The organism is Reyranella soli, from assembly GCF_007992495.1.
GTDB lineage: Bacteria > Pseudomonadota > Alphaproteobacteria > Reyranellales > Reyranellaceae > Reyranella > Reyranella soli.
Map to the genome: position 1 here is coordinate 143,978 of NZ_BKAJ01000030.1, position 12,266 is coordinate 156,243.

Here is a 12,266-nt window from a genome sequence, read left to right on the forward strand (position 1 = left end):
GGCGCACGAAATGTCGTTTTTGTCCCCTTTTAGGGGACAGCAGTTAGCCGCCGGCAGGGCCGAAAAACGCAGCGCGCCAATGGCTTGCGAATATTAGCCACGGAGTCGCACGAACACGATGCCGTTTGCGCTTCAGCCCGTCAAAACCACGGTGCAGAGCGCCTAGGCCGCGCTTGCAGCGTACGACCGTTCCTCGACGCCAAGCCGGCCTTCTTCGATCGCATGACATGCCACAGTGCCGCCCTCGATCGGCAGCGCCTTCGGCCGCTCGACCTTGCAGCGTTCGTTGGCGAAGGGGCAGCGCGGATGGAAGGTGCAGCCCGAAGGCGGGTTGATCGGGCTCGGCACTTCGCCCGCCACCGGCGCGCGCTGGCGCCCGGTCATGTCGAGGTCGGGGATCGTGTCCAGCAGCATCCGCGTATACGGGTGCTTGGGCCGCCGGAACAGCGTGTCGGTCGGCGCCACCTCGACCAGGCGGCCGAGGTACATCACGCCGACGCGCGTCGAGATGTGATAGACGACCGCGAGATTGTGGCTGATGAAGAGATAGGTGAGCTGCAGCCGGCGCTGCAGGTCGACCATCAGGTTCAGGATCTGCGCCTGCACCGAGACGTCGAGCGCCGAGGTCGGCTCGTCGCACACCAGGAACTCGGGATGGCTCGCGAGCGCGCGGGCGATCGAGATGCGCTGGCGCTGGCCGCCGGAGAATTCGTGCGGATACTTGCGGCCGTCGGCCGGCGTCAGCCGCACCTGGCGCAGGCGCTCGCCGACCTGGTTCTCGAGATCGGCCTTGTCCTTGGCGAGCCCGAAGGCGCGGATCGGTTCGGCGACGATGTCGAACACGCGCCAGCGCGGATTGAGGCTGGCGTACGGGTCCTGGAAGATCATCTGCATACGCCGGCGGAGTGCCGCCATGTCGGCGCGGCTGCGCGAGCCAGCCATGTCGTTGCCGTCGAACTCGATCGAGCCCGCCGTCGGCGGATAGAGGCCGACCACGAGGCGGGCGACCGTCGACTTGCCGCAGCCCGATTCGCCTACCAGCGAGAAGGTCTCGCCCTTAGCGATCTCGATGTCGATGCCGTCGACTGCCTGCACGATCTGGCGCGGCCGGCCTTCCAGCGTGCGCACCAGCCAGGGGGCGGAGACATCGAAGTAGCGCTTCAGCCCTTCGATCTTGACGAACTGGTTCATGCTCGCGCCGTCAGGCATCGACCAGCTCCTTGGCGCCGTCACTGGGAATTGGCGCGCCGACGCCGCCGCGATCGTGCAGCCAGCAGGCGGCGCGGCTCGCGCCAGCGCTCATCAGATCCGGCCGTTCGCTGAGGCAGCGGCTGCCGCGGAAGGTGCAGCGCGGGTTGAAGGCGCAGCCCGTCGGGATCTCGGTGAGCCGCGGCATGGCGCCGTCGATCTGCGTGAGCTTGTCGTGGCGCACGCCGAGGCTCGGGATCGAGCCCATCAGGCCCTTGGTGTAGGGGTGCTTCGCCTGCTTGACCACGTCGCGCACCGGGCCGATCTCGGCGATGCGGCCGGCATACATCACCGCCACGCGGTCGGCGGTCTCGGCGATCACGCCCATGTCGTGGGTCACCAGCATCACCGCCGTCTGGTGCTCGCGGCAGAGCTTTTTCAGCAGCGCGATGATCTGCGCCTGGATCGAGACGTCGAGCGCCGTCGTCGGCTCATCGGCCACGATCAGGCGCGGACCGGCGCACAGCGCCAGGGCGATCACGACGCGCTGGCGCATGCCGCCGGAGAACTGGTGGGGATAGTGATCGATGCGGTTCTCGGCGCCGGGAATGCCGACCTCCTTCAGGAGATCGAGAGCGCGCTTGCGCGCCTGGCTGGCGGAGAGCGGCAGATGGGTCTGGATGGTCTCGACCAGCTGGCGGCCGATCGAATAAAGCGGGTTCAGGCTGGTCAGCGGATCCTGGAAGATGGCGCCGATCCTGTGGCCGCGGATCTTGCGCATCTCCTCATAGGGCAGGTTGTCGATGCGCCGGCCTTCCAGCTTGACCTCGCCGCCGGCGATGCGGCCGGGCGGCTCGAGCAGGCCGATGATGGCGTTGCCGGTCAGCGACTTGCCGGCGCCCGATTCACCCACGACGCCCAACACCTCGCCGGGAGCGATGTCGAAGGAGACGTCGTCGACGGCTAAAAGCGTGCCGCGCCGTGTCGGGAACTCGACCCTGAGGTTCTTGACCTCGAGAAGCGGCGGATTGTTGGAGGGGCTGGCCATTAAACCCTCGGTGTCATCCCGAGCGTAGCGAGGGACCTTTCCTGGCCCCTTAAAGGTCCCTCGGGCTTCGCCCTCGGGATGACAGTTGTGGTGCGGCGGCTACCGTGCGTCATGATGCTCATCGCAGTTTCGGATTGAGGGCGTCGCGCAGCCAGTCGCCCAGCAGGTTCACGGCCAGCACCAGGGCGGCGAGCATGGCGCCGGGGAAGACGATCACCCACCATTCGCCCGACTGCAGGACCTCGTTGCCGAGGCGAATGAGCGTGCCGAGCGAGGGCTGGGTCGAGGGCAGGCCGACGCCCAGGAAGGAGAGCGTCGCCTCGGTGATGATGGCGAGGCCGAGATTGATGGTGGCGATCACCAGCACCGGGCCGGTGACGTTGGGCAGCACGTGGCGGACCATGATCAGCACCGGCGACAGGCCGATAACGCGGGCGGCCTGCACGTACTCCTTGTTCTTCTCGACCAGGACGGAGCCGCGCACGGTGCGGGCATACTGCACCCAGAAGGAAAGGCCGATGGCCCCGACGATGACGAAGATCGCGATCTCGTCGTGGCGCTGCACGGAGATGATGCCGCGCACCACGCCATCGATCAGCAGCGCCACCAGGATCGCCGGGAAGGTGAGCTGCACGTCGGCGATGCGCATGATCACCGTGTCGACCGCGCCGCCGACATAGCCGCTGACCAGGCCGAGCGCGATACCGATCACCATGGCCACGATCACCGAGGCAAAGCCCACGATCAGCGACAGCCGCGTGCCGTACATGATCGCGCTCAGCACGTCCCTGCCCTGGTCGTCGGTGCCCAATGGGAAGGTCCACTCGCCGTCGGGCGAGACCAGGACCGGCGGCTTCAGCCCGTCGCTGAGGCTGAGCGTGGCCGGGTCGAACGGCGTGTGCGGCGCGAGCAGTGGCGCGAAGAAGGCGATGACAAAGATGAAGAGCGTGACCGCTGCCGCCGCGACAGTGGTGGGCGACGACTTGAAGCTCCACCAGATGTCGCTGTCGGTCATGCGGTGCAGCCAGCTGGTGGTTGCGGGTTGCTGCATCGCCATGTCAGTGGCCCGCGACTTTGGCCGCGCCGCCCTGGCTGCGCAGGCGCGGATCGACGACGAAATAGAGGAGATCGACGACGAGGTTGATGACCACGAACAGCAGCGCAATCAGCAGCAGGTAGGCCGCCATCACCGGGATGTCGGAGAACTGCACCGACTGCAGGAAGAGCTGGCCGACACCCGGCCAGGCGAACACCGTCTCGGTGACGATGGCGAAGGCGATCAGGGTGCCGAGCTGAAGGCCCATCACGGTGATCACCGGCACCAAGGTGTTCTTGAGCGCGTGGCCGAAGTTGATGGCGCGGTTGGAGAGCCCGCGGGCGCGCGCGAACTTGATGTAGTCGGTGCGCATCACCTCGAGCATCTCCGAGCGCACCAAGCGCATGATCAGGGTGAGCTGGAACAGGCCAAGGGTGATCGAGGGCAGGATCAGGGCCTTCAGGCCTGAGAGGGTGAGGAAGTTAGTGGTCCACCAGCCGATCTGCACGGTCTCGCCGCGGCCGAACGACGGCAGCCAGTGCAGCATGACAGCAAAGACCAGGATCAGCAGGATGCCCAGCAGGAAGGGCGGCAACGACACGCCCAGCAGGGAGACGGTCTGCAGCAATCGGCTTGACCAGTGCTTGGGATAGAGCCCGGTATAGACGCCCATCGGCACGCCGACGAAGAGGACGAAGATCGCCGCACAGAAGGCGAGCTCGAGGGTCGCGGGTATGCGCTCGAAGATCATGCGGCTGACCGGCTCGGAGGTGCGGTAGGACAATCCGAAATTGCCGCGGGCCGCATTGGAGATGAATCGCAGGAACTGCACGGGTGGCGAATCATTCAGCCCCAGCTTTTCGCGCAGGGCCGCCCGGTCCTCCATCGAGGTGTCCTGGCCGACCATGGCGTTGATGGGGTCGCCGACGTAGCGGAACAGCGAGAAGGCGACCAAGCCCACCGCCACCAGAACGGCGATGGATTGCAGCATTCGTCGCAGGATAAAGGCAATCATGATGGATAAGGTCGGCCCGGCAGAGGCCTAGCAGGAAAGACGCCAGAACGGAATGTGCGTTTGGCCTCTTCCTCCTCCCCCGTCAAACGGGGGAGGCCGGGAGGGGGAAGGCCACGCAGGGAATTGGCGAAAATTGAAGATCTGATCTGAAACGAGAGAGGGCCGGACTGGGGCTCTCCCCCTCCGGCCCTTCGGGCCACCTCCCCCGTCAGACGGTGGAGGTGATCTCGTCGGTTGCTTACCGTTCCCTACTTCACGTTGACGAAGCGCAGCGGGAAGGAGTTGTCGGCCGGCTGCACCAGGTCGATGTTCTTGCGCGACGCCCACACCAGCGCCTGCTGGTGCAGCGGGATGTAGGCGAAGTCGTCGACATAGAGCTTGGTGGCCTTGGCGATCTCGTCATCGCGCTTGGCCTTGTCGGTCTCCTGCTCCATGGCGTCGGCCAGCTTGTCGAGCTCAGGGTTCGAGTAGCCGCCGGCGTTGAACTGGCCCTTCTTGGTCGTCTTGTTCGGCGTCTGGATCAGCGCCTCGAAGACGTTGTGCACGTCGTAGGTCTGGGCCGGCGACCAGCCGAGCATGTAGAAGCTCGTCTCACCCGGCGACAGGTCGTTCTTGCGCAGGATCTTGGCGAAGTAGAGGTTGCGGGTCTGCGCCTTGAGATTCACCTTCACGCCGATCTTGGCGAGCATCGCCACGACGGCCTGGCAGATCTTCTCGTCGTTGACGTAGCGGTCGTTCGGGCAGTCCATGCCGACCTCGAAGCCGTTGGGATAGCCGGCGTCGGCCAGCATCTTTTTGGCCTCGTCCGGCTTCAGCAGGGCCGGCCGCTTGTCGAGATCCTTCATGTAGCCGTTGATGCCCGGCGCCACCATCAGGTTGGTCGGGTAGGACTGGCCGCGCATCACGGTGCGCTTGATCGCCTCGACGTCGATCGAGCGGTGGATGGCCTCGCGGACCTTCTTGTCCTTGAAGGGGTTCTTGCCCTTGACGTTGGACTCGAGCAGCTCGGGCCGCTCCTGGTCCATGCCGAGATAGACGACGCGGGTCTCGGGGCCTTCCATGACCTTGATGCTGGCGTCCTTCTTCAGCGACTCGGTGTCGGCCGGCGGTACCTCGTAGGTCATGTCGATGTCGCCTGCCTTCAGCGCGGCGATGCGGGTCGCGGGGTTGGCGACCGGCGTGAAGATCACCTCGGTGAGGTTATGCTCGGGCTTGTCCCACCAGTTGGGATTGTTCACCAGCACCGTGCGCTCGCCGGCCTTGCGCTCCTTCAGCATGAAGGGGCCGGTGCCCATGGCGTTGCGGGTGGCGAAGTTCTCCTCGTTCTTGGTCATGTCCGCCGAGTTCACGGCGTTGTTCTTCTCGGCCCACGCCTTGGACATGATCGTGATCGCCGCCCATTTGTCGGCCAGCAGCGGGTCGGGATACTTGGTGGTGACGACGACGCGCATGTCGCCGTCCTTCTTGATCTCCTTCACCGACACGAAGTTGCTCTGCAGGTTCGAGCCCGGGCCATTGGCGCGGTTCAGCGAGAACACCACGTCGTCGGCGGTGAGCGGCGATCCGTCATGGAACTTCACGTTCGGACGGATGTCGAAGAACCAGGTCGTCGGATCGGTCTGCCCCCACTTGGTGGCCAGCGCCGGCTCGAGCTTGAGGTTCTTGTCGCGCCGGATCAGCGGATCGTAGATGTTCTGAGTGAAGGTCAGGAGGAAGGTCTCCTGACGGGCGTACGGGTCCATCGAGCTGACGTCGCCCGAATTGGACCACTTGAAGGTCTTGGCCTCGGCCATCGACGCCATGCCGAAACCGGCGCAGGCGACCGCCGCCAGCGCAACAGACTGCCGCAAACTGAAAATCATCGTGTTACCCCTTTGTGGCGCCCCACCTATGTTGCGCCGACGGTCTCCCCGACCCCTAGTGTGTTATGCGCTAACGCATACCTCCTTTACGTTGCACGGACAGTGTGATGGCGTCAATTGCCCAAATTTTTTGCATGGGTACATACGTTGGACATCCCCAGGCTGGGGCCGGTATCGTCACGGTCCGGTTATTTTTTCTCAGGGTGCGACCATGAATGACGTTCCACGCAGCTTTCGCGGCAATTCCAACGCGGCGCGGGATATTGCGCACCACCTGCACCCCTACACCAACTTCAAGAAGCACGAGGAAACCGGCCCGCTGACCATCGTGCGCGGCCGAGGCATCTACGTCACCGACGACGACGGCAAGGAATACATCGAGGGCATGGCCGGCCTGTGGTCGGCTGCGCTGGGCTTCAGCAACGAGCGCCTGGCCACGGTGGCCTACGAGCAGATGAAGCAGCTGCCGTTCTACCACGCCTTCAACCAGCGCTCCCACGAGCCCGCCATCAACCTCGCCGAGAAGCTGAAGCAGATGGCGCCGGTCGAGATGTCGAAGGTGTTCTTCGCCAACTCGGGCTCCGAGGCCAACGACACCGTCGTCAAGATGGTGTGGTACATGAACAATGCGCTCGATAGGCCAAAGAAGAAGAAGATCGTGTCGCGCCTCAAGGGCTACCACGGCATCACCGTTGCGTCGGGCAGCCTGACCGGCCTGCCGCACAATCATCGCTCCTTCGATCTGCCGATCCAGGGCGTCGTGCACACGCTGACGCCGCACTACTACCGCGGCGCCAAGGACGGCGAGACCGAGGACCAGTTCACGACGCGCTGCGCCGAGGAACTCGAGCAGCTCATCATCAAGGAAGGCGGCGCCGACGAGGTCGCAGCCATGATCTGCGAGCCGGTGATGGGCGCCGGCGGCGTCATCGTGCCGCCCAAGGGCTACTACGAGAAGATCCAGGCGGTGTGCCGCAAGTACGACATGCTGTTCGTCGCCGACGAGGTGATCTGCGGCTTCGGCCGCACCGGCAACGTCTGGGGCAGCCAGACCATGAACATCAAGCCGGACATCCTGACCTGCGCCAAGGCGCTGTCGGCCTCGTTCCTGCCGATCTCGGCGGTGATGGTGAACGAGAAGGTCTACCAGGCCCTGATGAGCGAGAGCGCCAAGATCGGCACCTGGGGCCACGGCTTCACCTACTCGGGCCATCCGGTGGCGGCCGCCGTCGCGCTCGAGGCACAAAAGATCTACGACGAGATCGACCTGTTCGGCCATGCCAAGCGCATGTCGCCGGTCTTCACCAAGCACATCCAGTCGTTTGCCGACCATCCGCTGGTCGGCGAGGCGATGAGCGTCGGCATGATGGGCGCGCTCGAGATCGTCGCCGACAAGAAGACCAAGACGCCGTTCGACCTGGTCGCGGTCGGCGCGGGCAACCGCGTCTACAACCACGCCGTGGCGCGCGGCCTCTTCATCCGCAACATGGGCGACCGCGTCGCGATCTGCCCGCCGCTGGTCATCAACGAGGCCGAGCTCGCCGACCTGTTCGGTCGCCTGCGCCAATCCTTCGACGCGACCCTCGCCGACCTCAAGTCGGAAGGCCTCTTCAAGGGCTGACGTGAGCGGGGCGGCACGGCCGCCCCGGCTCCCTCTTCTTCAGCGCCGCGCTCATCGCGGCGCTGTTCATTTGAAGGCGGGCGGAGGCGCACCGAACAAGGGGATGCGGTCAGCGCACCCCCGCCCTACCCGGCGGCGTGCGGCGCCGGGTTTCTCGTCTCACTTGCCCGACTGCTGGCGCAGGTAGGCGATGATGTCGGCGCGGTCCTGCGGCAGGGCCACACGGAAGTTCATGCGCTGGCCGGGGATCAGGCTCTGCGGATTGGTGAGCCAGGCGTCGAGCGTCTTCTCCTCACACACCACGGTCGAGCTCTTGACCGCGCTCGAGTAGTTGAAGTTCGGCGCCGAGCCCGCCTTGCGGCCGTAGACGCCGCGATGCGCCGGGCCGACGCGGTTGGCGTCGAGCGAGTGGCAGCCGCCGCAGCGCGATTCGTAGAGCTCCTGGCCGTGTGCCGCGTCGGCCGCGGCGGCATCCGCCGCCGCGGCCAGCGCGAGCATCGCCAGTGGCAACACCGGCAGACGCACCCTACGCTCCGAAGCTCAGCGCCTTGGCGGGCAGCGGGTCCTTCAGCGCCTGCGTCAGCACCGTCCAGTGCATGGCCTCGTCGGCGGCGAGCCGTGCCGAGACCTGCGCCAGGTTGCGATCGCCGAACGACGGGATGACGCCGATATAGGCGTTGGCCGCGCCCTTCTCGAGACGCTGCGCCAGGCGCAGCACGTCGGTCTGGGTCTTGAGCGCCGACGCATTCAAAGCCTGCGCCACCTCGGCGTCGCTCTTGGCTGCTACGGGCGTGCCGCCGAGCTTGCGGATAGTGGCGATCAGGGCGTCGCGATGCTCCTTGTGATGCGTCTGGAACAGCACGGCCACTTCCAGCACCGGCTTCTGCAGCAGGCCGCTCTGGGCGCCGAGCTGGTAGGCGCTGATCGCCTCGTTCTCCAGCGCCAGCGCGGTGTTGAGGATGCCGACGTCGTTGGCCGCGGCGCCACCGTTGGCCGACTGGGCCACGGCCTTCCGCTCGCAGCCGGCCAGCAGCGCCACCGCCGAGGCCGAGAGGACGGTGATGCCGGACCCGCGAAGCAATCCGCGGCGGCGAAGATCGATCATCTGAGTCACGCTAGGTCTCCTTGGGTTGAGCGAAGGAGCGGTCCGCTCCGTTCGTGCGTGACCTACGCGCCGCACCGCGCTGACGGATCGATCACCGTCCGTCACGGCTCGGTGAGACAATCGCGAGCGCCAGTTGCGAGCCATTCTCAAGTCGGGTCACGCGTTCGTGTCGGCGGCCGCGACCAAAATGCGTCTGCTGCAACCGGGCCAAGGCGATTAAGATCGGCGGCGGGAGAGAATGACGGGCAATGGACTACGAAGCTTTTTTCGCCAGCCATCTGCGGCGCCTGCACGACGAAGGACGCTATCGCGTCTTCGCCGAGCTGGAGCGCGTCGCCGGCGCCTTCCCGCGCGCCCGCTTCCACCAAGATGGCACGGTGCGCGACGTCACCGTCTGGTGCTCCAACGACTATCTCGCCATGGGCCAGCATCCCGTGGTGATCGAGGCCATGCAGGCGGCGATCGGCGCCCAGGGCTCGGGCGCCGGCGGCACGCGCAACATCTCCGGCACCAATACCCTGCATGTGGCGCTGGAGCGCGAGCTCGCCAAGCTGCACGACAAAGACGCGGCGCTGGTCTTCACCTCGGGCTACGTCGCCAACGAGACGACGCTGCAGACGCTCGGCGCCATGCTGCCCGGCTGCGAGCTCTATTCCGACGCTTTCAATCATGCCTCGATGATCGCGGGCATCCGCCATTCGGGCGCGGTGCGCAAGATCTTCCGCCACAACGACCTCGCCCATCTCGAGGAGCTCTTGAAGGTCGCCGATCCAGCGACACCCAAGATCGTGGCCTTCGAATCGGTCTACTCGATGGATGGCGACATCTCGCCGATCGAAGAGATCTGCGACCTCGCCCATCGCTACGGCGCCCTCGCCTATCTCGACGAGGTCCATGCCGTCGGCATGTACGGCGCCCGCGGCGCTGGCGTGGCCGAGCGCGACGGCGCGCTCGGCAAGGTCGACATCGTGCAGGGCACGCTCGCCAAGGCGTTCGGCGTGGTCGGCGGCTACATCGCCTCGACGGCAGCCACCGTCGACTTCGTGCGCTCCTGCGGCTCGGGCTTCATCTTCTCGACCTCGATGCCGCCCGCGATCGCCGGCGCGGCGCTGGCCAGCATCCGCCACGTCACCGCCCATCCCGAGCTCCGGGTGCGCCACCAGGAGCGCGCGGCGACGCTGAAGCGGAAGCTAGCCGCCGCCGGCCTGCCGATCATGCCGTCGGTGACGCACATCGTGCCAGTGTTCGTAGGCGACGCCGCGCTCGCCAAGCAGGCGACCGACCTCCTGATGGAGCGGCATTCGATCTACGTGCAGCCCATCAACTACCCGACCGTGCCGCGCGGCACCGAGCGCCTGCGTCTTACGCCGACGCCGCTGCACAGCGACGACCACATGGAGCGGCTGGTCGAGGCATTGCAGGATATCTGGCAGACCTTGGGCTTGAGCCTGCGCGCTGCTGCGGAATAACTCTTGCCGGACAGCGAGCCTGGAAGCCCGCGGTCCAATAAGCCCTACTCCACCGTGCGCATCGACCAGATGCGTGAGAACACCAGCACCGCGCCGATCAGCACCGTCATGGCGATCGCGGGCAGCACCATGGCGAGCTTCAGCCCCAGCACCGCAGCCAGCGAGCCCGCGATGAAGGCGCCGATCGGACCGCCACCGCCCAGGCCGAGCTGAAACAGCGCCATCACCCGTGCGCGATGCGTGGGCGGCGCCACGATCTGCAGAATGGTGCGGCCCTGGGTCAGCGTGATGCCGGCGCCCAGGCCCCAGATGAAGCAAAGCGCGTTGAAGGCGAGGAACGGCGGCTGCAACGCCATCAGGCCCAGGATCACCGCACCTACCGACACCGCACTCACCACCAGGCGGCCGCGCAGCGACAGCCGGCGGGCCAGGCCCGCAAAGGCGAAGGCGGCGACGATGGTACCGGCCCAGAAGGCCAGGTTGATGTAGGCGATCTCGGCCGCGCCGCCGTGATAGACGTCGCGCACGACGATCGGCAGCACGGCCATGAACGGGCCGACATAGAACACGCCAACGCCGAAATTGAGCAGCAGGACGGGCCACATCTGCTCCGAGCGAGCCGCCTCGGCAATGCCATCGCCGATGCTGCGCCAAAAACTTGGATGCACGACCGGCGGATGCGGCGACGGCTTGGGCAGGCGCCACACGGCGATCGCGCCGGCCGCCACGAGCGCGGACTGCGCGATCAGCAGCGGCACGGCGCCGATGCGGTCGGCCTCCGAGGCCGCGGCGATACCTAAAAGCTGGCCGATGAACTGCAGCGCCGTTGCCAGCGCCACGGCGCGTGGCAGGTTGGGACCCGCCACCATCGGCAGAAGCGCATCGCGGGTCGGCACCGCGAAGGCGCCGATCGAACCCGCCGCCAGGCCATAGGCAATAAGCAGCGGGTAGCTCAGCCCGCCCATCGACAGCACGCCGATCAGCACCAACGGCGGCACGGCATAGAGCAGGTGGTAGCGTAGCAGCAGGCGGCGTGCATCGCCGCGGTCGGCGACCAAGCCACCGAGCGGCAGGAACAGGATGCTGGGCGCCATCAGCGCCACCTGGGCGATGCCGACGGCGAAGGCATCCATGTGCAGCACGATCGCCGCCAGCCAGGCGAACAGCACCTGCTGGATGCCGAGCGGCACGAACCAGCTGCCCAATCCTGTCAAATATATGGCGAAGGGGGAAAAGCGCGGCACGGGTTGTAACTTGCCTCAGTCGTTTTTCAACTATATCTTGCAGGACGTTAGTGCCGCTTGCTCATCCAATAGTCAAAGAGCACAGGCCGCAGCCTCCGACCCCTCGGAAGCGCGGCGGTGACGGAGCGGGAGAGATGTCGACATTCAACCGCACCACACTGGTGAAGGTTTTGGAGATCCTCGACAGCAGCAACGCCGGGGAGGCGCTGGCTGCGGCCAAGCTTGCCTCTACCATGCTGCGCGAGGCGGGTCTCACCTGGGATGACGTCCTGGCGCCCGAAATCCACGGCCGCGCTGCCCAGGCGCCGGCAACGCGCGCGATCGGCGCCGGCCCGTTCGGCTATCGCCGCGACCGCGAGCTGTCGCCGCACGAGCAGTTCTTCATGGTGCTGCTGAGCCCGCGCACGCCGATCGAGATCAAGCGCAAGCTCCGCACCTGGGAAGCCCGCGTGCTCGACGGCGAGATCACGCCGCAGGAGACCCAGGACCTGCGCTTCATGTACCAGAGCTTCGTCGTCGGCTGATTCAGCGGCGAACGACGCAAGCGGCCATCACGACGAGCGGGATCGCAAGCGCGGCCCACGACAGGCCCCACCACACGCCGCCCTCACCCAGCAACGCCGACACCAGGCCGACCACCGTCAGCACGGCCATCAGCAACGGCCAGCGCCAGATCAC

Annotated in this window: 12 protein-coding genes; 3 read left to right on the top strand and 9 right to left on the bottom strand. The window is 66.2% G+C overall.

Annotation, left to right across the window (positions count from 1 at the left end; translation table 11 throughout):
• Nucleotides 1-162: 162 nt before the first annotated feature.
• The 5 genes from RSO01_RS08020 to RSO01_RS08040 all read right to left on the bottom strand — a co-directional run bounded on the left by RSO01_RS08020 (nucleotide 163) and on the right by RSO01_RS08040 (nucleotide 6,149).
• Nucleotides 163-1,191, bottom strand: a complete 1,029-nt coding sequence (locus RSO01_RS08020; RefSeq protein ID WP_147148059.1) for an ABC transporter ATP-binding protein — start codon at nucleotides 1,189-1,191, stop codon at nucleotides 163-165.
• A gap of 10 nt (nucleotides 1,192-1,201) precedes the next feature.
• Nucleotides 1,202-2,236, bottom strand: a complete 1,035-nt coding sequence (locus RSO01_RS08025; RefSeq protein WP_147147956.1) for an ABC transporter ATP-binding protein — start codon at nucleotides 2,234-2,236, stop codon at nucleotides 1,202-1,204.
• A gap of 118 nt (nucleotides 2,237-2,354) precedes the next feature.
• Nucleotides 2,355-3,287 carry an ABC transporter permease gene (locus RSO01_RS08030; protein ID WP_147147958.1) on the bottom strand — a complete coding sequence of 311 codons (933 nt, stop codon included), beginning with the start codon at nucleotides 3,285-3,287 and terminating at the stop codon, nucleotides 2,355-2,357.
• A gap of 7 nt (nucleotides 3,288-3,294) precedes the next feature.
• On the bottom strand, nucleotides 3,295-4,287 hold the full coding sequence (locus RSO01_RS08035) for an ABC transporter permease (RefSeq protein WP_147147960.1): 993 nt from the start codon (nucleotides 4,285-4,287) through the stop codon (nucleotides 3,295-3,297).
• A gap of 248 nt (nucleotides 4,288-4,535) precedes the next feature.
• Entirely contained in the window at nucleotides 4,536-6,149 is a 1,614-nt protein-coding gene (locus RSO01_RS08040) for an ABC transporter substrate-binding protein (RefSeq protein WP_147147962.1), read from the bottom strand.
• 211 nt (nucleotides 6,150-6,360) lie between these two features.
• On the opposite strand from RSO01_RS08040, the gene RSO01_RS08045 reads away from it, so the two are divergent.
• Complete coding sequence (locus RSO01_RS08045; protein ID WP_147147963.1) at nucleotides 6,361-7,770, top strand: aspartate aminotransferase family protein; 1,410 nt, start codon at nucleotides 6,361-6,363, stop codon at nucleotides 7,768-7,770.
• Between the two features lie 159 nt (nucleotides 7,771-7,929).
• Here RSO01_RS08045 and RSO01_RS08050 read toward each other — a convergent pair whose 3' ends face one another.
• On the bottom strand, nucleotides 7,930-8,295 hold the full coding sequence (locus RSO01_RS08050; protein ID WP_246158185.1) for a c-type cytochrome: 366 nt from the start codon (nucleotides 8,293-8,295) through the stop codon (nucleotides 7,930-7,932).
• Nucleotide 8,296: 1 nt separating this feature from the next.
• The gene (locus RSO01_RS08055) at nucleotides 8,297-8,875 is read right to left on the bottom strand and encodes a ferritin-like domain-containing protein (protein ID WP_147148063.1); all 579 of its coding nucleotides are present in this window, start codon (nucleotides 8,873-8,875) and stop codon (nucleotides 8,297-8,299) included.
• Nucleotides 8,876-9,123: 248 nt separating this feature from the next.
• Here RSO01_RS08055 and hemA point away from each other — a divergent pair, with 248 nt between their 5' ends.
• Nucleotides 9,124-10,344 (top strand): 5-aminolevulinate synthase, encoded by a 1,221-nt coding sequence (gene hemA, locus RSO01_RS08060; protein ID WP_147147965.1) that lies wholly within the window; start codon nucleotides 9,124-9,126, stop codon nucleotides 10,342-10,344.
• 44 nt (nucleotides 10,345-10,388) lie between these two features.
• Here the strand turns inward: hemA and RSO01_RS08065 are convergent, their stop codons facing one another.
• Entirely contained in the window at nucleotides 10,389-11,549 is a 1,161-nt protein-coding gene (locus RSO01_RS08065; protein WP_170302920.1) for an MFS transporter, read from the bottom strand.
• Nucleotides 11,550-11,722: 173 nt separating this feature from the next.
• Here RSO01_RS08065 and RSO01_RS08070 point away from each other — a divergent pair, with 173 nt between their 5' ends.
• Entirely contained in the window at nucleotides 11,723-12,112 is a 390-nt protein-coding gene (locus RSO01_RS08070) for a hypothetical protein (protein WP_147147969.1), read from the top strand.
• A 1-nt stretch (nucleotide 12,113) separates the two neighbouring features.
• On the opposite strand, the gene RSO01_RS47145 is transcribed toward RSO01_RS08070, so the two are convergent.
• On the bottom strand, nucleotides 12,114-12,266 hold the full coding sequence (locus RSO01_RS47145; RefSeq protein ID WP_170302900.1) for a hypothetical protein: 153 nt from the start codon (nucleotides 12,264-12,266) through the stop codon (nucleotides 12,114-12,116).

Bases quoted from the DNA above. Each gene is read 5' to 3' on its own strand.
- RSO01_RS08035 (WP_147147960.1), bottom strand. From the start codon at position 4,287: ATGATTGCCTTTATCCTGCGACGAATGCTGCAATCCATCGCCGTTCTG.
- RSO01_RS08025 (WP_147147956.1), bottom strand. From the start codon at position 2,236: ATGGCCAGCCCCTCCAACAATCCGCCGCTTCTCGAGGTCAAGAACCTC.
- RSO01_RS08070 (WP_147147969.1), top strand. From the start codon at position 11,723: ATGTCGACATTCAACCGCACCACACTGGTGAAGGTTTTGGAGATCCTC.
- RSO01_RS08020 (WP_147148059.1), bottom strand. From the start codon at position 1,191: ATGAACCAGTTCGTCAAGATCGAAGGGCTGAAGCGCTACTTCGATGTC.
- RSO01_RS08045 (WP_147147963.1), top strand. From the start codon at position 6,361: ATGAATGACGTTCCACGCAGCTTTCGCGGCAATTCCAACGCGGCGCGG.
- RSO01_RS08055 (WP_147148063.1), bottom strand. From the start codon at position 8,875: ATGATCGATCTTCGCCGCCGCGGATTGCTTCGCGGGTCCGGCATCACC.
- RSO01_RS08040 (WP_147147962.1), bottom strand. From the start codon at position 6,149: ATGATTTTCAGTTTGCGGCAGTCTGTTGCGCTGGCGGCGGTCGCCTGC.
- RSO01_RS08030 (WP_147147958.1), bottom strand. From the start codon at position 3,287: ATGCAGCAACCCGCAACCACCAGCTGGCTGCACCGCATGACCGACAGC.
- hemA (WP_147147965.1), top strand. From the start codon at position 9,124: ATGGACTACGAAGCTTTTTTCGCCAGCCATCTGCGGCGCCTGCACGAC.